The sequence below is a fragment of the Bacteroides sp. f07 genome, from assembly GCF_042854785.1.
Lineage (GTDB): Bacteria > Bacteroidota > Bacteroidia > Bacteroidales > Bacteroidaceae > Bacteroides.
In genome coordinates, this window is record NZ_BAABXI010000003.1 from 557,456 (window position 1) to 577,759 (window position 20,304).

Sequence of the window (20,304 nt, forward strand, 5' to 3'; positions counted from 1 at the left end):
ATGTTAAAACTCCAAGAGTTTAATTTCGGGAACGTTTGCGGTAACGTTCCCGATGATTTATATTCCGAATTGCTTGTTTATCTGTAGAATCGAAAATATATTTGCCGTCGGCTTTGAGGTTTTTCAAGCCTGTTTTGTTAACTAAATCATTTGATATGACTACTCTTGACATCATTACTATCGTACTATTTTCCCTTGGAGTTGTCCTCGTCGGACTGGCTTTCTCCAGAAAAGGTAAAAGCATGCAATCTTTTTTCGCCGCCAACGGAACCATGCCGTGGTACATGAGCGGACTGTCCCTGTTTATGGGATTTTTCTCTGCCGGCACATTCGTCGTATGGGGTTCCATAGCTTACTCCATGGGCTGGGTTTCAATTACCATCCAATGGACAATGGCTGTCGCCGGTCTCATTGTCGGAATGCTTATTGCCCCCAAATGGCATAAAACGGGAACGCTCACGGCAGCAGAATACATACACAAAAGATTAGGAAAGTCGACACAGAAGATATACACTTACCTGTTCTTGTCTATCTCTGTGTTTCTTACGGCCTCTTTCCTCTACCCGGTCGCTAAAATATTAGAAGTTTCCACCGGACTGCCTTTAAATACCTGCATTTTACTATTAGGCGGACTATGTATTTTGTATGTGTCCGCAGGTGGATTATGGGCTGTTATCTCCACAGACGTACTTCAGTTCGTCATCCTGACAGCGGCAGTTATTATCGTAGTTCCTTTATCTTTCGACAAAATCAATGGAGTGACCGCCTTGATAGAGCAGGTGCCCGACACATTCTATAATCTTCTGAACGATGAATATACTTTTGGCTTCCTGATAGCCTTCGGTGTCTACAACACAATATTCCTGGGCGGCAACTGGGCATACGTGCAGCGCTATACCTGTGTCAAGACACAAAAAGACTCCAGGAAAGTAGGTTATCTGTTCGGCGCTTTATACATCATCAGCCCGGTGTTATGGATGCTCCCGCCAATGGTTTACAGGGTATATGATCCTTCTCTCTCATTGCTTGACGCAGAAGGGGCATACCTGATGATGTGCAAGGAAGTTCTTCCGAACGGACTTTTGGGATTAATGATCGGCGGTATGATTTTCGCAACTACCAGTGCGCTGAACTCAAAACTGAATATTGCTTCGGGAGTCATCACCAATGATATATTCAAAAATCTAAGACCGAAAAGTTCCGACCGTACTCTGATGTATGTTGCAAGAATCTCGACGATTCTTTTCGGAGCACTCAGTATACTGATAGCTATGCTTATTCCTAAAATGGGGGGAGTTGTAAATGTGGTTATCAGCTTGGCGGCATTGACAGGTGTTCCTTTATATCTGCCCATCATCTGGACGCTATTTTCCAAAAGGCAGACTTCGGCTTCGAATATCACCACTACTTTATTGAGCCTGGTTGTCAATGGTTTATTCAAATTCATCACTCCGCTGATGGGCTTCTCCCTCAATCGTGCCGAGGAGATGATTCTCGGGGTTACTTTCCCGATTGTATGCCTGGCAATCTTTGAGATATATTATAAGGTAAAGAACAAGGAGTCTGAAAAGTATCAATCTTACTTGGTCTGGAATAAAGAAAACAATGCCCGGAAATTAAAAGAAATCGAAGAAAATGAATCGGCAGAGAAAGCGGGAAATAATTTCAGCAAACGGGTGATCGGTTATGGTATTTTCGCTTCCGGAGCCGGTATTGCGATATTGGGCGGCATGGCGGATAACGGACAGAGACTTATCATCACAACAGGCGTCGTTTTTGCCCTGCTCGGGTTACTGATGACAAGGAATCCAAAAAGGCAAGAAAAGAAAATATAGGCTGATATATCGAGATTCTCATTTAATGCTTATCTTTGTCTATATTTCATTTACAAAACAGCCGTACATCATGGATATGAATTTCAGAAGATACCCGATAGGAATATAGAATTTCGAACTGCTGCGCAATGACAATTACGTATATGTGGATAAAACGCCTTTAGTTTATAAATTGGCGAATACCAATACAACTTATTTTCTGAGCCCCCGACGTTTTGGAAAAATTCTCAAACTTTTCTCATAGTATTGAGAAAAGTTTCTCACCACGATGAGAAAAAATACTCATCGCTATGAGAAAATATTCCCATAGTGATGAGAATTAATTCTCATCACTATGAGTATTTCCCTCACTAATCTACCAATCATATTTGTCTATATAATCATCAAATACAGGCTTTGACTTAATTCCGTGCTTGCGGAAAATAGCGGCTATCTGCTCCTGTTCAACCGGATGCAACAGCCGTTCCTTATTAAGGATACGATAATACATGCTGCGTCCCATCAATGAATATATTTCTTTATGTATGGCAATGGCCGTAGCGTGTGGAATGTCATCCAGCAAATGGCTCATTCCGGCGGCAAAGCGTGTGATTTCGTTTAATTTAAAAAAGTCACAATTATTCTCATTTCCAGCTATGTGTTGCGGATTGACTGTCGTATAGTAAGGAAGTTTTTGTGAAATATCGAGTGCGACCTGATAACGAAGACATTTGCCACGACGAGGACATTTATCATGATTGCAATATAAAAAACTCTTAGGAACATCATTGTAACCAATCTTTTTATTCATAAATACATTGTTTTTTTAAACCTATTAAAATACTTTTTTATCTCTATTTTGACAATACAGTTTTTATTCCGCCATCGCCAGCGTCAATATACTAATCCGTATTCCTTCTATATCTGTCAGGCAAGACGCACATTCCACAGTGGTAGCCCCGGTAGTCAAAACATCATCTACAATCAATATGTGCTTTCCGACCAGAGACTCCGCATGATTTAACTCGAAGATGCCTTCCACATTCTCCCAACGCTCTAAAAAAGATTTACGTGTTTGTGTTTCCGTATTCTTCCGGCGCACCACCGATTCCGTATCAATAGAAATTCCTGTCACGGCAGCAATTCCCCGGGCTATCCATTCGCTTTGATTATAACCACGAATCTGTTGTTTCTTTTTGTGTAACGGCACGGGAAGTATTACGTCAACTCCTTCAAAGAAACCGGATTCCAGCAATTCGGCTGCCATATAGCGCCCCATGATTGCTCCGATGCCTTTTTGTCCACCGTATTTAAGCTGGTGAAGAATTTGCCGGAAGTCACTTCCTTTTCGGTAAAAGAAGAAAGAGGTAGCCCGCTCCAAAGGAATCTTTCCCCAAAACATTTTTTCTACCGGATTGTCTTTTCTAAGATGATAATCTGTACGTGGAAGATTGATATTACACATTGTGCAAAGACATTCTTCACCTTTCGCCAACGTTCTGCCACAAACAATGCAATAACGGGGAAAAAACAAGGACAAGAATGAACCAAGCCAGTCTTTTATAAGGAGTGTGTGTTTCATAATAATAGTAAGGATTTTATAAGGAGATATTTTTTCTACATATCTAATGGTGGAACTTCCGCCAGAAGTTTCTGAAATAAAGGATGCAGGTGTCCGTTCGTAGCAATGATATGATGCCCTTCCATAAAGTTATCTTCACCATAGAAGTTCGTTACACGTCCGCCCGCTTCCTGCACAATCAAAGCTGCTGCGGAATAATCCCACTTCCCAAGAAAGGCTTCCGCCCAAGCATCAAAACGTCCGATAGCTACATAGCAGATTGCGGCAGCGGCTGAACCATTCATGCGGATACCGCCCACTACTCCATACAGTTTATCTATCAGATGAAGAGCAGTCTGTTTATATTGCAGATGATTATAAGGTAATTCCGTGATAACGAATGCATCTTTCGCGTCCTGAATAGTAGAGACATGAATTTCTTCACCATTCATAAAGGCTTTTCCATCTTTCCAGGCATAAAAACATTCATCCCGGCAGACTTCATAAACGACGCCTAAGAGAAGTTCGGTGCGATTACGCAAAGCAATACATACACAGTAGGGAGCCTCATCATGAATATAGTTCGTGGTTCCATCCAACGGGTCAATCACCCAGCAATACGGTTCATCCTGATAGGTGGCAGAACCTTCTTCGGTTATAAATCCCGCTTCAGGAAGTAAAGCAGAAAGAGCCTTCACCACTCGCACTTCGGATTCTTTATCTACATAAGATACGTAATCGTGCGCATGCTTTTCTTCAACACGTTCACGACGAAAGTTCTTCCGTTCTTCCTTCAAAAAATGTCCGGCGTCAGTTGCAATGCGGCATACTTCGGCTGTAAGTTGTTTCAAATCTAACATTTCTTCTTTTGTTATTTAGACTACCCACAAATCTATGCCAAAATTATTACTTTTTTTGATAGAAGTGAGAGTTTTCCTCGAAAAAGATAAGAACTTCCAAGGCATTAGATGGAAATTCCAAATATCTTCTTGTTCATTAATATAAAAAAATCCGATTCAGCACCATGCGAACCGGATTTTTAACGTACTTGAGATTTGCTTTTTCCACAGAATTTCCCGAATATTGTACCCGAATACTAATTGAAAGGGCTTCATGAAAAGAGTCGACTCCGTTATTTCCCTGATATACTCTTTATCAAAATCTGAAAAGAAACACTTTTCCTTGCAGGTCATCAAAGACAAGGAAGAGAAGGACTATCTTGTGATTTACGATATTATCACGAAGAGTAAACAGCCCAACGGAAATGCGGTAAAAGAAGAGTTTTATAAACGTAGACCGAAAGGTTCTTTTGAAGTATCCATTCAATATTTATATGAGAAACTGGTAGACACACTGCTCACATTAAGAAAAAAGAAAGACATCTACTATGATCTGCTGAACGATTTATGTAAAGCCCGTATGCTTTATGAGCGTTCCCTGTTCGAAGAGTGTTTTGAGATACTATCCAACACGATAGAGCAGGCGCAGTTCTATGAAAACAATGAGATACTGATGATTGCCCAGAAACAGGAACTGGAATATCTGTTGCGGCTGAATTTCCCCAATATGACCGAGCAGGAACTTTTCCATAAACATTTTATCCAAAATGATTCTTTAAAGAAAATTCGAAAAATAACGGAGCAATCTTCTCTGCACAATCTATTAAAATACCGTCTCTCTCATATCGGAGCTATACGAACTGCGAAGCAAAAACAAGATATGAACGATCTCATGGTAAACGAGCTTTATATAGCCGCTTCTTCAGACGCAGAAGGGAATTTTGAACTGACACGAAATCATAAACTTTTTCAGGCCAATTATCTGATGGGAGCAGGAGATTACAGAGCTGCCCTGAACTCATATAAAGAGCTTAACTCATTGTTTGAGCAGAACCAACAATTCTGGTCGAATCCTCCTATTTATTATTTGTCAGTGCTTGAAGGGGTACTTGGAAGTTTACGTTCGGTGGGCAACTACAACGAAATGCCGTATTTCCTGGAGAAATTAAAAAGGCTGATAGCGGAAGATTCATCACTTGAATTTAAAGTGAATGCTACCTGCCTGCTCTTTCAATACGAGCTGTTTCCCTATCTGGATAAAGGAGACTTCTTTAATTGTACAGAGCTCATGAATCGTTATCAGGAGTCGCTCTATGACAAAGAAGCATGGCTAAGTCCTATACGCAAAAGCGAGCTATTACTCTACACGACTCTTATACACATCGGCAATCAGAACTACAAGGCAGCAAAGAAATATATAAGCAACGCTATTGTCGACCACAACATTAAATATCTTCCGCTGATGAGAACCATTCGACTGGTTCGCCTTATCGCCTATTATGAGACACAAGAATTTGAATTAATAACACACGAATCACGTTCCATCACCCGAAGTTTGTCTTCTCCCAAAGAGCAGACCTTCAAAACAGAACGTACGGTTTTATGGTTTCTGAATAAAAGTAATCTACCTATTTTACGAAAAGACCGGGAAGCTTTCTGGGAAAAGCTATATCCGGAAATTCATGAATTATACAACGACAAATACGAAAATCAGTTATTACGCATTTTCGATTTTACTGCATGGATAGAATCAAAAATACGAAAAGAAAAGTTGTCTGAGGTTCTTAGACAACATACCAATGCTAAAGAAATCTAAAAAGATAAAGCTAATAAGCTATATTCACAGCACAAAAGCACCTTCCGCGTTTTCGGTTTATCCATTTGCAATTATATAAATCTGCACAATAAAACAATCCACAAACCACTTATAAAATAGGTTATTTCACACGAAATATCCTGTTTGAAATTATATAAATGAAATATTAATGTAAAAAACAAAGCATTATTATTCCTTTTATTTGCATCATCTTAATTATTAATATTATGGAAACTATATCTAGCAATCGACCCAAAATCGTAGTTATCGGAAGCTGTAATACCGATATGGTTGTGAAAGCCAACAGGCTCCCAGTCCCCGGAGAAACCATTCTAGGTGGAACTTTCTATATGAACCCCGGAGGTAAAGGAGCCAATCAAGCAATCGCAGCAGCCCGACTGGGAGCCGAAGTTACTTTCATTTCCAAAATCGGATACGACCTGTTCGGATTGCAAGCATTGGAAATATATAAATCGGAAAAGATTAACACAGAGTTTATCTTCACCGACCAGAAAAGCCCATCGGGCGTGGCGCTTATTTCCGTTGATTCTTTCGGAGAAAACAGTATTATCGTTGCACCGGGTGCAAGTCGCTCCCTCTCAGAAGAGGATATCAATAAAGCTGAAGAAAAAATCAAGGAAGCTGATATTATACTCATGCAACTTGAAGTTCCGATAGAAACAGCGGAATATGCAGCCGCTATCGCCAACAAGTATGGCAAAAAGGTGATACTCAATCCGGCGCCTGCATCTACCCTGAGTGACACTTTCCTAGAAAACGTACACACCATACTTCCTAACCGGATTGAGGCCGAAATGCTGTCCGGTATTAAAGTCATGGATATAGAAAGTGCCCACCGGGCCGCCAAGACAATCGGAGATAAAGGTATCGAAAATGTCGTTATTACATTAGGCAAAGACGGGGCTTATGTAAAGGAGAAAGACAACTACGTCATGATTCCCGCCAAACAAGTGGAGACAGTCGACACTACCGGTGCCGGAGACGTATTCTGCGGTGCATTCAGCGTTTACCTGTCCGAAAAGCACTCGCTGACGGAAGCCGTCGAATTTGCCAATGCAGCGGCGGCTATTGCCGTTACCCGTATTGGAGCCCAGAGTGCTATTCCATATAAAAGAGAAGTCAACTTATAAAATAAAGAGAAGCCTAGGTCAATCACATAAATCTGATTCAAATGAAAGTAGTAGTTATTGGAAGTTCAAACATCGACATGGTTGCACAAGTCAGCCACCTCCCGGCACCCGGCGAAACAGTCGGAGATGCAAATTTCATGCAGTCTCTCGGAGGCAAAGGAGCCAACCAAGCTGTGGCGGCAGCCAGACTTGGCGGTTCCGTGACATTTGTCACGTCTTTGGGGAATGATATGTATGCGGATATTTTAAAAAATCACTTTAAGAAAGAAGGTATCACCACTGATTACATTATTGATGATGTCAATCATCCCACAGGAACCGCACTTATTTTTGTGGCCAACAGTGGTGAAAACTGCATTGCAGTAGCTCCCGGCGCCAACTATTCTTTATTACCCGGTTCAATCACTCATTTCTCAGAAGTTATTGACGAAGCTGATATTATTGTCATGCAGGCTGAGATTCCTTACGAAACAATTAAAAAAATAGCTTTATCAGCAAAACAAAAAGGTAAAAAGGTATTGTTCAATCCCGCACCAGCCTGCCTGATTGATGAACAATTGATGAAAGCCATTGATATACTAGTTGTCAATGAACTGGAAGCAGCATTCATCTCAGGAATCGATTATACAGATAACAATCTTGAGGAAATTGCTGAAACATTGCTGAAAACGGGTACCAGCAATGTGGTAATCACACTGGGAAGTCAAGGTGTGTACATGAAAAATGAAAAAGAAATCATCCAACTTCCCGGTTGTAAAGTAAATGCGATCGACACAATCGCCGCAGGCGACACTTTTTGCGGCGCATTGGCGGTCGCTTGCGCAAAGAAAGAAATAGATCAGGAAGCACTCAACTTTGCCAACACTGCGGCAGCCATTGCAGTCACGCGCTCGGGTGCACAACCATCTATTCCTACTCTCGATGAAGTGAAGCACTTCATGATTGAAAAAGAATTAGCCTTATCGTTCAACTTTTAAATTTAATGAGCCATGAAAACCTATTTGAAACAACTACTCATCCCTATTCTATCGGGCTTGATAGTATGCAACTTTTATAGTTGTGATAGCGACGACGAACATATCGCTACTCCCATAGCGCCTATCCTAAAGGAAATAAAATTTCCTTCGGAGAATGATATCATCCCTGGTCAGGTTGCGCAAATCAACGGACTTGGTTTTGCAAAAGAAGATATAGTCTATTTAAGTAACGCTACCAACCAGAAGGAAAAGGTAGAAGTCACGGAGATTACAGACAGTTACCTGAAGTTTATCGTCCCGGTGGAAGCAGGCGGCGAGTATACCGTAACAATTGAAAGAGCGGGTAAACAGACCGTTTTAAACGGAACTTTTAAAGTGCCTTTCGTAGTTCCGATCATTGATATCGTTCTACCTTCAGGCAATGTGCAGCCCAAGAGCAAAGTCGAGATTCAAGGAAAAGGATTTGAAGCCGGGGACGTTGCCGTACTATATGCTTCCTTCTATCCGGCAGGCGTCGAATATAATTTACCATTAACTCTTAATGAAGAAGGAGTAGAATTTACACTTCCTGAAGGATTATACGGAGTAAACTCCATTATGATTGTCAGAGGAGAGCGGAAAAGTAATCTTGGAACAATCACTATCGAGACGAATGTCGGTGACAAACTCGGAGGAGGTGTTGTATTCTGGGTGGATGCAGCAAAAGCACACGGATATATCGTAAATATGAGCAACATCGGTACGGGAACAGAACAATTCGGTCCTGAAGTAGCTCCGTCGGACGCAGCCGGAACGAGTAAAAGTATGGGAAGCGGTTATACAAACACTCAAAATATAGTCAAGAAGTTTAATGCATTACAGAGTGCGAACAACTGGCCCGAATGGCAAGGAGTCAAAATTGCCGCCCAACTTTGCTTGGATAATAGTGTCACTGAAAGAAATGCCGTATATGCCGACTGGTTCCTCCCTTCCAGAGAAGAGCTGATCGAAGTATTCAAAGTTAAAAGTTTATTAGCTGAGAAAGGAGCCAATATTCCAGCAAACAATTACTGGACCTCAAGCGAAGGTGACGGGGAAACCGGCTGGTCTGCCTATTATGTGAACTTCTACGAAGATACTAATATCGTTTCTGAAATCTGCTCAAAAAGCGGTTGGAAAATTGGTGTTCTTCCTATCCGGGCCTATTAAATAACAATCCTCATTACTGTCCCGTAAAAGTGGATAAATAGTTCTTTGAAATAATTGAAATATAGTCTATTAGATACTACTTTTTAGGCGCGACGATTTGAAATCATACCTTTGAGGTCAATTAAGGTGACCTCAAATGAACCAAGATAAATATGTTTTCGCTCAGTTAGTAGAATTCTTGAACAATGATAAGTTCAGAAGACTTGTAGACAAGTATGATGGCAATCGTTATGTGAAACATTTCACTTGCTGGAGTCAGTTACTTGCAATGATGTTCGGTCAACTCAGTAATCGTGAAAGTCTTCGTGACTTGATTGTAGCTTTGGAAGCACATCAAGGAAAGCGTTATCATTTGGGATTGGGTCGTGAGCCCATTGCCAAAACTACGCTTGCATCTGCCAATCAGAATCGGGATTACAGAATCTTCGAAGATTTTGCTTTCTATATGATGAAGGAAGCATGTGAAAAACGATCGACTCACATCTTGGATATTCCAGGAAGGAAGTATGCGTTTGATTCCACTACGATTCCTTTATGTTTGGCTACATTCCCTTGGGCGAAGTTCCGTAAGAAAAAAGGTGGAGTTAAGGCTCATGTCCTTTATGACATAGAAGCACAACTTCCAGCCTTTTATACAGTAACTACAGCATCCAGGCATGATTCAACAGAAATGTCCGCAATTAATTATGAGCCAAATGCTTATTATATATTTGACAGAGCGTATGACTCGTTTAAAGAACTTTATCGGATTCATCTTACAGGTTCTTTCTTTGTAGTCAGAGCGAAGTCTAATCTGAAATGCAAGTTCTGTAAATGGAAGCGTAGAATGCCGAAGAATATCCTTTCAGATGCGGAAGTGAAACTGATAGGGTACACTTCTGAAAAGAAGTATCCTGAATCATTCAGAGTCATCCGTTTCTATGATGAAGAGGATGATCGTGAATTCACATTCCTGACGAATGCCAAACACATATCTGCACTTGATGTTGCCAATCTTTATAAGAAAAGATGGTTCGTGGAACTTTTCTTCAAATGGCTGAAACAACACCTTAAGATAAAAAGGTTCTGGGGTACTACCGAGAATGCGGTTCGAATACAGATTAGTGTTGCTATCATCACCTATTGTTTAGTAGCTATTGTCCAATATGATATGCAACTGAATCGTTCAACTTATGAGGTCTTGCAGATTCTTAGCATCTCATTAACAGATAAAACGCCTTTACAAGAGCTGTTTAATAAGACTAATTTCAATGATGTCAAAGAACAATTTAATCCCCTTATTCCGGGATTATTTGATTAATTAATAACTCGTCCCGATTTTAACGGGACACTAGTGAACAATCCTATAAAATAAGCGTCATGAAAAAACACATCATATTATTTATAGCTATCTTTTTTGCCAGTGTATTACATGCACAGACTATCAGCATTAAAGGAACCGTCTCTGATACGAACAATGAAACATTACCAGGCGTATCTATAACAGTAAAAGGTACTCAAACAGGAACTGTAAGTGATGCCAATGGAAACTACAGCATCAAAGCCCAAAAAGGAAATATCTTAGAATTTACTTTTGTAGGTATGGTAAAACAATCGGTTACCATAGGGAAACAGAATGTCATTAATATACAAATGGCAGCAGATGCCATTAACTTGGACGAAGTAGTAGCAATCGGTTATGGTATTGCCAAAAAGAGCGATTTGACAGGTGCCGTTGCCTCTATCAAATCAGAACATCTTACTAACTCCAAAGTAGGAACAGTGACGACTGCCCTGCAAGGACTTGCTGCCGGTGTGCAAGTAACTACCGGCTCCGTAAAACCAGGTGGGGATGCTTCTGTCGTTATTCGCGGAGTAGGTTCGCTCCGAGCCGGCAGCGAGCCGTTATATATCGTCGACGGTATTCCCGTACAAGGAGGTCTGCAGGATTTATCTTCCGGTGATATTGAATCTATCGAAATTTTAAAAGATGCTTCTTCCGCATCTATCTATGGTTCGAGAGGTTCTAATGGTGTAGTACTTGTGACTACCAAAAAGGGTACAAGCGGAAAAGCCAAAATCTCTTTGAATGCCTCTTTCGGTACGCAACGAATGTTGAACAAACAAGACTTGATGAACGCGCAGCAATATTATGAATTGGTATCCATTGCTCAACCTAATTACAAATGGACATCAGAAGAACTACGTTTGCTAAGTCGCGGTGAGTCGACCGACTGGCAGGACGCAGTTACCCAAAACGGGCAATACCAAAACTATAACTTCTCCATTTCCGGTGGAAAGAATGATATGCAACATTTCCTGGGAGTAGACTGGTATGACCAGAAAGGTACAATCAAAAACTCGTCCTTCAATAAACTGACTGTTCGATATAATATGGATGCCAAACTAAACAAGTGGCTAAAATACGGAGTACGTTTCAATGTCATTGAATCAAAACTCATGAATATCAACGAAGAAGCAGATTCGGGATACGGAACTATGTTCAGCGCCATTAGTTCACAACCGACAGCTCCTATTTATACCGAAGACGGAGAATATTTCGATGGTTTCCTCAATACGAGAGCAAATCCGGTGGCTATTGTTGACTTACTTGACAAAACCACACTCAAATCCAGATTCGTAGGTTCCGCCTACATCGAGATAGAACCGATAAAGAACTTGAAATTACGTTCCGATAACGGTGGAGAACTTGTCTTTTACAAAGTGAATACTTATGAAGACGGACGCATGGGACAGCATTATACGGCTGGCGGCCATGCCAATGTAATGTCGAACAAGAAAAGATATTGGCAAACAGAGAATACTGCCACTTATTCATTTGACATCAACAAAGAACATCAATTTTCTGCAATGGCAGGTTTCTCTGCTTCCCGAACAGATTATGAGGAAGTAACGGCTGACTCTAAAAAGTTGTCATCCATTCTCAAGTATTACAATTTGCAAGGAGCGGAAGAACACGGGCCGAACTCTTCGTATGCAGTCCCCTCTTCTCTGGTGTCTTTCTACGGACGATTCAATTATAATTTCAGCAACCGCTATCTGGCAACATTGACCATGCGCGGTGACGGTTCTTCCCGTTTTGCCCCGGGACACCGGTGGGGATTCTTTCCGTCACTGGCTCTTGCATGGCGTGCTTCAGAAGAAAGTTTCATCAAAGAAAACGCTCCGGTCATCAGCAACCTGAAACTAAGAATCAGTGCCGGCAAACTGGGTAATCAGAATATCGGCGATTTCGCTTATGCCCCGACAATCGCCCTCGGAGGAGCTTCTGCCAATTACATCTTAGGCAATAACCTGGTAACCGGTTCTGTGCAAACCTCTATTTCGAACCCGGAACTGACCTGGGAAAAAGCCAACCAACTAGACTTGGGTATTGACTTCGGATTATTCAACAATCGGATAGCTGGTACGATCGAAGCTTATTATAAGCGTACGACCGACCTGCTATGGGAAGTCCCCCTTCCGTTGGAATCCGGCTTCGGAACTTCACTTACCAATATCGGTAAAATCGATAATAAAGGTATTGAATTTACTCTGAACACAGTCAACATCAGTACCAAAGACTTCTTATGGACAACAGCCTTCATGATTTCTTATAATAACAATAAAATCAAAGAACTCTACGACGGCAAACAAGATGTCAATAAAACGTTGTTCGTAGGACGTCCTATCGGTCAATTCTACTTATTAAAATCCGAAGGTATCTGGCAAACAAATGAAGCAGCCGAAGCTGCTAAATACAATGCCCAGCCCGGTGACCGTAAGATTTTGGATGCCAAGAAAGACTATGTAATCAACGGAGAAGACCGTGATTTCTGCGGAGTTTCCACTCCTAAATATTACGGTAGCTTTACCAATACATTCTCATATAAAGGTATTGACCTTACCGCGTTCTTTACTTTTGCAGGAGGACATAAAATCAATAATTCACTGAACCGTTATCTCAACTCTTTCAATGTATGGGGAAACATGAGTGAAAACTATTACAAGTATTATTGGAGACAAGACAGGCCGAACAACAAATATCCGGCTCCGAGAGTTGGCAGTGCCTATGCCAACGGAGATGGTACTGATGCAAATCTTCAAAGAGGTGATTATCTCCGCCTCCGTAATCTGGAAATTGGTTATAGCTTGCCGAAAAGTGTCATCAGAAATATCAAAGCCTCAAATATCAGAGTTTATTTCTCTGTACAAAACCTATTCACAGCTACGGAATTTACGGGATTTGATGTAGAGTCCAGCGACAATACCAATCCTTATCCGAACGCCCGTAGCTTTATCGGTGGTATTTCTCTTAACTTCTAAAAACAGAAACATTATGAAAAAATATTTATCAATATTGGCCTTCAGTTGCCTGACATTATGTAGTTGCGACAACTTTCTTGACTTGACCCCTCAAAGTGTACTAACACCGGAAAATGCTTATGAAAAACCGGAAGACTGGCAGCAAACTCTTTATGCCGCTTATGGCACGCTTCAGGAAGTCTTTGTCGGAAAATACACCATTACCCTTACCGAATTCGGAACAGATGAAGTTATTCCGTTTGATATGGGTTGGGCAGCTTACTCGGAGTTACATTATTATACATTTTCCGCTTCACACGGATTCTTGGATAATCACTATCGGCTTTGCTACGAAGGTATCAAACGTTGCAATGCAGTTATAGACATGCCTTCGGATGCAGTTAGCGCGGATCTCCATAGCTCCATGATTATGCAGGCCCGTTTTTTAAGAGCAATCTACTATTTCGACCTGGTCAGAATGTACGGTGGAGTTCCTTTATGGACAAAATCATCCATTGACAGAAGTGAAATCATGAGACCGCGCGCCACGGTTGACGAAGTATATACACTGATTACCCAAGACATGGAAGCTGCTCTCGGGCTCCCTACCTCCTGGCCGAATGCCCAAGATAAAGGAAGAGCTACGGCCTATGCAGCCCAGGCTTTGCTGGCACGTATTTACCTTCAGTGGGGAAAACCGGGAGAAGCATTAAAATACTGCCGGATGCTCGAAGGCAAATTCAAACTGTATGATAATCTAAAAGATATATTTGATCCCAAAAACAAGAATCAGGAATATGAGAATATATTTGAAATTCAATTCAAACATTCCGGTTCGTGGGGACTGGAAGGAAGTATCCAGCATTCTTATTGGGGACCTCGTAATGTAGGCGGCCCGACCAACTTTGGCGGCTGGGGCGGATTTGGTCCGACACAATATTTATACGATTCTTATGATAATGATGATAAACGTAAAAAAGCATTCTTCATCACAGAATATGCAGGTGTTGCTCAGACACCTCCTTCCTCCGGCAAATTCTGGGATGCCGAAACCGGTAATGTGATTGAAGATGATAATCTGAATTTCACTCTTATTCGTTATGCGGACATACTTTTGATGAAAGCGGAAGCACTAAATAGTATAGATGATACAAGTAATGACAAATACGATGCTTTAAATGAAGTACGAAACAGGGCGGGTCTGACTTCCATAACAGCAACAGACAATCTGAACAAAGAACAGTTTGCCGAAGTCGTACTGGAAGAAAGATTACACGAATTATGTTGTGAGCACCTGCGTCGATGGGATTTAATCCGTTTCAGCAAACTGGGCGAATATATGAAAGACCATGCCGGAGTTACCATTCAGCCCTATCATGTTTTATACCCAATTCCACAGGCAGCCGTCGACGCCAATGACGCTATCACTGAAAACAACGAAGGATATTAACATAAATCATTCAACACATGAGAAAATTTATTTTTATCACAGGACTATTAATGAGTATCTTCTTTTATTCATGTAAAGAAGAAGACCATGGCATACTCCCTCCCATTGAAGGAGGAGGAACTGTAGAAGTTAAAGATGGCAGAGTTACAATCAATCCGGCAGAATACCTCCATGCGATACGAAATCCGATGAAAGGACTACGCGAATTCTTCGGTCCGGGCTATGATAAAGTTAGAGATGAATATCCGTACCCTTACGGCTCTATCATAAAAGAATATATGCAATGGAATATGCTGGAAGACAATGAAAGCGACGGTGTCGACAAAATTATAGCTTACAGTAACCACAGGTGGCAAGGAGTAGAGGATATCAATGTCAAGGTTATCCCGCGTATCTATATCGTATGGATGGAACCCTGGCACGGAGGATATGCCAAGAACACTCATACAGACAACCCTGATGACCTGAACGGCTGGCACTGGCCAAGCGACATTCCGGGCGAGACATACAATGAAAACGATCTTAACGCTCCTATTATCGGAGGCTATTGCCACCCTACTTTTCAGGAAAGAGTGAAAAAGCTGGTAGAGAAAGCCGGACAAGCATGGGACAATGATCCGCGGGTAGCGTATGTGGAAATGGGGATTATCGGGGAATTCGGGGAACATCATGACCCGGATATCACTACAGTATGGGCTCCTCACGACCAACCCAACCATGTAGAGAACCGTACCTGGCTTCCTGGTATTGAAAAGGTTTTGGGAGATGCCTTCACCAAAGCATTCAAAAACAAGAAAGTGATGGTCCGCTACGCTTACGAATTTAAAGACTACGAATTCGGAATTTATTGGGATTCATGGGCTATTGATGAAGAAATAAAACGTGGTTATGAAGCAATGAAAAAATTAGGTGATCGCTGGAAAACCCAACCCATAGGCGGAGAAATTACCTGGAACTGGGGAAGTCTTTATAAATTCAAATCTTTTGAAGAAGTAGTAGCAGATGCCAAAACACAAGACCTGGTCATTCAGCAAATACGTGATTTGCATTGCAACCATCTGGGAGGTATCACCTGGGCTAACTTTAATGACCCGACTTTCGAACCGAACGCAGAATTACTACAAAAGACAATGGGTTACCGCTTTGTTTTATCCAATTTCAACTACCCGACAAGTATCAAACCGAACGAGCCATTCAAGGTATCCTTCGACGTGATTAACACAGGATCGTCGCCTTTCTATTATGACTGGCCAGTAGAAATTGCATTACTAAACTCCCAGACTCAAGAAGTTGTATGGAGCAAAACATTGAAAACTCCTAAAATATCACAATGGATGCCGGGAGACAACTGGAATAATTCAGCAAAAGTCTATACTCAACCGGCTGCAACGAATCATATTGAGGAAGAACTAACTTTAGACAAAAAACTGGACACAGGAGATTATATCATCTCAATTTCCATATTAGATCCGTCCGGCATGCTTCCTTCATTAAGATTTGCCATTCAGAATTACTTTGAAGGAGGACGTCATCCCATGGGACACATCGGTGTCAATACGGAGCCCGTATATTTTGAAATTCCAACCGGCAGTTTCGATGATATGAAACAGGATAAAACCCTGAAATATAAAATCCAATAACCAATCAACTTAATGAAATCAAACATCAGAAACATATTACTCCTAATGCTATTCGGAACGATATCTGCTTGTAGCGAGCAAACCGTCACGGTTTCTTATCAGGAGTATCCGAATGCATTCAGGAATCCGATGAAAGGATTCAGGGAATTCTTCGCTCCCGGTATCGACCGGGTCAGGGAAGAATATCCCTACCCTTACGGTTCACTGACAAAAGAATATATGCAGTGGAACATGATCGAAGACGACGCCAACGACGGAGTAGACAAAATTATCGCTTACAGCAATCATCGCTGGAAAGGAGTGGAAGATATAAATGTCAAAGTAATTCCCCGGGTCTTTCTTGTATGGCTGGAACCCTGGCATGGCGGAAAACCTAAAGCCTCCACTAATCCGGATGATTTGACCGGTTGGCACTGGCCCAAAGGAATAGCTCCGGAAAAAGGCCCTTATAAGCAAAGACCGAACTCCGTAGCTGCTTATGTAGAAGAGAAAGACAAAAATACCCCCATTACCGGGGGGTACTTTGACCCTTCTTTTCCTGAACGCGTAAAAAAACTTGTAGAGAAACTCGGACAGGCATGGGATAACGATCCACGAGTGACGTATGTAGAAATGGGGATTATCGGTGAATGGGGAGAACACCATGACCCGGATCTGTCAACTTACTGGGCTCCGCACGACGAACCGGAACACGTAGTTAACCGAACATGGATTCCGGGCATGGAGAAAATTCTGGGAGATGCTTTCACCAAAGCATTCAAAAACAAGAAAGTAATGGTTCGCTATGCCTATGAGTTTAAAGATTATGAGTTCGGGATTTACTGGGATTCATGGTCTCAACCCCAAGAAATTGTAAGAGGCTATGAGGAAATGAAAAAGCTGGGTGATCGCTGGAAAACCCAGCCAATAGGAGGAGAAATTACCTGGAACTGGGGAGATCTGGCACGATTCAAATCTTTTGAAGAAGTGGTGGCAGATAAAGATACTCGGGAATATGTCATGGAACAGATCCGAAACTTGCATTGCAATCATTTAGGCGGAATCACCTGGGCAGACTTCAACGAACCGGAATTTCAGAAAAATGCAGAGATATTGCAAAAAGCTATGGGGTATCGGTTCATTATCAATGAGTTCTCTTACCCGAAAGAAATTAAAACGGGAGCACAATTCCCTATTTCTTTCAAAGTTGTCAACACCGGCTCGTCTCCATTCTATTATAACTGGCCGGTAGAAGTAGCTTTACTAGACCCTGAAAGTCATCAAAAAGTGTGGGGAAAAATAGTAGAAGGAGTAAACATCTCCGAATGGATGCCCGGAGATAATTGGTCAATGGATGAACATAAATACCAGACGGCTCCGGAGACTTACCATATCCGGAAGAATATCTCTATTGACGTCCCCATTGCTAAAGGAAAATATATCCTGGCTTTAACGGTGCTCGATCCGGCCGGCATGCAACCTTCGCTCCGATTTGCCAATGAAAATTATTTCGAAGGCGGTTATCACCCAATGGGCTATATCGGCATTGATGAATCAGTTACCGAGACCCGTCTGAATCCGGATTTATTCTTCGACATTCAAAGCGACAAGTCTTTAAAATATCAATTCGAACGACCCGTTCCTGTGATATTCGACACGGATGTCGGCAATGACATTGACGATGTGCTGGCTATGCAAATGTTATTCAACTATGAGAAAGCCGGAAAAATAGATCTGCTAGGTATCACAATCAGCAAATCCAATCCTTATTCAATTGAATATATTGACGGATATTGCCGCCTCAACGAGAGGGGAGACATTCCATTGGGATATGCATACAACGGGGCTACTCCCGAAGACGGGGGGTATCTCCGCCAAACTTTGGATACCATTATTGAAGGCAATAAGATACTGCATCCTCAAAGAAGCATAAAAGAAAATCTGCCGGAAGGATATAAGTTGTTACGGAAATTGCTGGCTTCGCAACCAGATAATTCCGTGGTATTTATTGCCGTAGGACCGGAAACGAATCTTTCACGCCTGCTACACTCGGAAGCCGACGAATACAGTCCTTTGGACGGCAAATCACTCGTTGCCAAAAAGGTGAAGCTATTATCCGTAATGGGAGGACTCTATGGAAACGAGTTCGATTTCCCCGAATGGAATCTAGTACAGGATATAAATGCCGCACAAACCGTATTCAGCGAATGGCCCACTCCGGTCATTGCAAGCGGCTGGGAATTAGGCAACAAATTGTTGTATCCGCATCAGAGTATCTTGAATGATTTTCCGGACGCTTACAAGCATCCTCTTTGTGTATCTTACCAGATATATGACAAAATGCCTTACGACAGGCAAACTTGGGATTTGACCTCTGTCATACAGGCCATAGAGCCGGAGAAGGATTATTTTACACTGTCAACAAAGGGAACGATTACAATAGACAGCGTAGGACACAGTCTATTTAATGCGTCAGACAAAGGACAACATCAATATCTTATGATTCAAGGAAATGAGAATATTCAGAGAACATTAGATGCCATTGTCCGCCAGGTGACAGGAAAAGAAGAAAAGAATACAAATCAATAAAGAAAAAGTCATGTTTATAGTCAATAGTTATACACTAGCCATTATCTTTTGCTTCATAACCATGATATGTTGGGGGTCCTGGGGTAACACCCAGAAGCTGGCCAGCAAGAACTGGCGTTATGAGCTTTATTACTGGGATTATACAATCGGTATCTTATTATTTGCCTTACTTCTGGTTTTCACACTCGGAAGTTTCGGAGATTCGGGTAGAGGTTTTTTGGAAGATATCCGGCAAGTAGATACCAGATACATAGTCAGTGCCCTGATCGGAGGAGTTATTTTCAATGCTTCCAACATCCTACTTTCAGCTTCGGTCTCCATTGCCGGCATGGCGGTTGCTTTTCCGTTGGGCGTAGGACTTGCCTTGGTACTAGGTGTGTTTATCAACTATTTCAGCACTCCTAAAGGAGATCCGTTCTGGTTGTTTACTGGAGTAATCCTGATTGTTATCGCTATCATTTGCAACGGGATAGCGGCAGGCAGGCAACAAAAAGAGGGAAATAATAATAGCAAGAAAGGGATTATTCTTGCGGCTATTGCCGGCATACTTATGTCTTTCTTCTACCGTTTTGTAGCTGCTGCCATGGACCTTAACAATTTTGACTCTCCTACTCCGGGCATGGCTACTCCATACACCGCTTTCTTTATATTCTCAATCGGTATCTTCCTGAGCAACTTCCTATTCAATACAGTTGTTATGAAACGCCCGTTTGTAGGAACTCCGGTAAGCTATAAAGAGTATTTTGCCGGAAAAGCAGGTACACATCTAGTTGGCATCCTCGGAGGATGTATATGGGGATTGGGAACTGCATTAAGCTATATCGCCGCAGGAAAAGCGGGAGCTGCCATCTCCTACGCTCTCGGACAGGGAGCGCCTATGATTGCCGCTTTATGGGGGGTATTTATCTGGAAAGAGTTCACCGGTAGTTCCAAATCAACCGACAGGCTTTTAGGATTCATGTTTATCCTGTTCATCGCAGGATTATCATTCATCGTTTTATCCGGAGGAAACTAAT

At 41.8% G+C, this 20,304-nt stretch carries 14 protein-coding genes and 1 pseudogene; 12 read left to right on the forward strand and 3 right to left on the reverse strand.

From position 1 onward, the window contains the following. Positions 1–155: 155 nt before the first annotated feature. Together ACGHVY_RS22165 and ACGHVY_RS22170 are read left to right on the forward strand one after the other, a co-directional pair. Positions 156–1,835 (forward strand): sodium:solute symporter family protein, encoded by a 1,680-nt coding sequence (locus tag ACGHVY_RS22165; protein WP_390601610.1) that lies wholly within the window; start codon positions 156–158, stop codon positions 1,833–1,835. A 118-nt stretch (positions 1,836–1,953) separates the two neighbouring features. After that, a pseudogene (locus tag ACGHVY_RS22170) lies at positions 1,954–2,064 on the forward strand (AAA family ATPase); the annotation flags it as partial. Positions 2,065–2,190: 126 nt separating this feature from the next. Here ACGHVY_RS22170 and ACGHVY_RS22175 read toward each other — a convergent pair. The 3 genes from ACGHVY_RS22175 to ACGHVY_RS22185 all read right to left on the reverse strand — a co-directional run bounded on the left by ACGHVY_RS22175 (position 2,191) and on the right by ACGHVY_RS22185 (position 4,235). Next, on the reverse strand, positions 2,191–2,625 hold the full coding sequence (locus ACGHVY_RS22175) for a DUF6078 family protein (protein ID WP_286150483.1): 435 nt from the start codon (positions 2,623–2,625) through the stop codon (positions 2,191–2,193). Between the two features lie 63 nt (positions 2,626–2,688). Beyond that, a complete protein-coding gene (locus ACGHVY_RS22180; protein ID WP_390601613.1) occupies positions 2,689–3,396 on the reverse strand; it encodes a ComF family protein in 708 nt (235 codons plus the stop codon). Between the two features lie 35 nt (positions 3,397–3,431). After that, positions 3,432–4,235: an inositol monophosphatase family protein gene (locus ACGHVY_RS22185; RefSeq protein ID WP_308746353.1), complete on the reverse strand. Its 804-nt coding sequence runs from the start codon at positions 4,233–4,235 to the stop codon at positions 3,432–3,434. A gap of 253 nt (positions 4,236–4,488) precedes the next feature. Between ACGHVY_RS22185 and ACGHVY_RS22190 the strand changes: the two genes are divergently transcribed. The 10 genes from ACGHVY_RS22190 (at position 4,489) to ACGHVY_RS22235 (ending at position 20,303) form a co-directional block, all read left to right on the forward strand. Beyond that, positions 4,489–6,030: a hypothetical protein gene (locus ACGHVY_RS22190; protein ID WP_308746352.1), complete on the forward strand. Its 1,542-nt coding sequence runs from the start codon at positions 4,489–4,491 to the stop codon at positions 6,028–6,030. Positions 6,031–6,257: 227 nt separating this feature from the next. Beyond that, entirely contained in the window at positions 6,258–7,181 is a 924-nt protein-coding gene (gene rbsK, locus ACGHVY_RS22195) for a ribokinase (RefSeq protein WP_308746351.1), read from the forward strand. Between the two features lie 41 nt (positions 7,182–7,222). After that, a complete protein-coding gene (gene rbsK / locus ACGHVY_RS22200) occupies positions 7,223–8,158 on the forward strand; it encodes a ribokinase (RefSeq protein WP_390601616.1) in 936 nt (311 codons plus the stop codon). A gap of 12 nt (positions 8,159–8,170) precedes the next feature. Beyond that, positions 8,171–9,346 (forward strand): DUF1566 domain-containing protein, encoded by a 1,176-nt coding sequence (locus ACGHVY_RS22205; RefSeq protein ID WP_390601618.1) that lies wholly within the window; start codon positions 8,171–8,173, stop codon positions 9,344–9,346. A gap of 136 nt (positions 9,347–9,482) precedes the next feature. Beyond that, positions 9,483–10,646 carry an IS4 family transposase gene (locus ACGHVY_RS22210; RefSeq protein ID WP_002561845.1) on the forward strand — a complete coding sequence of 388 codons (1,164 nt, stop codon included), beginning with the start codon at positions 9,483–9,485 and terminating at the stop codon, positions 10,644–10,646. A gap of 59 nt (positions 10,647–10,705) precedes the next feature. Further along, the gene (locus ACGHVY_RS22215; RefSeq protein WP_390601619.1) at positions 10,706–13,651 is read left to right on the forward strand and encodes a SusC/RagA family TonB-linked outer membrane protein; all 2,946 of its coding nucleotides are present in this window, start codon (positions 10,706–10,708) and stop codon (positions 13,649–13,651) included. 13 nt (positions 13,652–13,664) lie between these two features. Beyond that, on the forward strand, positions 13,665–15,080 hold the full coding sequence (locus ACGHVY_RS22220; protein ID WP_390601621.1) for a RagB/SusD family nutrient uptake outer membrane protein: 1,416 nt from the start codon (positions 13,665–13,667) through the stop codon (positions 15,078–15,080). A gap of 17 nt (positions 15,081–15,097) precedes the next feature. Continuing rightward, positions 15,098–16,720, forward strand: coding sequence for a DUF4832 domain-containing protein (locus ACGHVY_RS22225; RefSeq protein WP_390601623.1), 1,623 nt, complete (start codon positions 15,098–15,100; stop codon positions 16,718–16,720). Between the two features lie 12 nt (positions 16,721–16,732). Beyond that, the gene (locus tag ACGHVY_RS22230) at positions 16,733–19,288 is read left to right on the forward strand and encodes a nucleoside hydrolase (RefSeq protein ID WP_390601625.1); all 2,556 of its coding nucleotides are present in this window, start codon (positions 16,733–16,735) and stop codon (positions 19,286–19,288) included. A 10-nt stretch (positions 19,289–19,298) separates the two neighbouring features. Continuing rightward, positions 19,299–20,303 (forward strand): GRP family sugar transporter, encoded by a 1,005-nt coding sequence (locus tag ACGHVY_RS22235; RefSeq protein WP_390601627.1) that lies wholly within the window; start codon positions 19,299–19,301, stop codon positions 20,301–20,303. The last annotated feature ends 1 nt before the right edge of the window (position 20,304 follow it).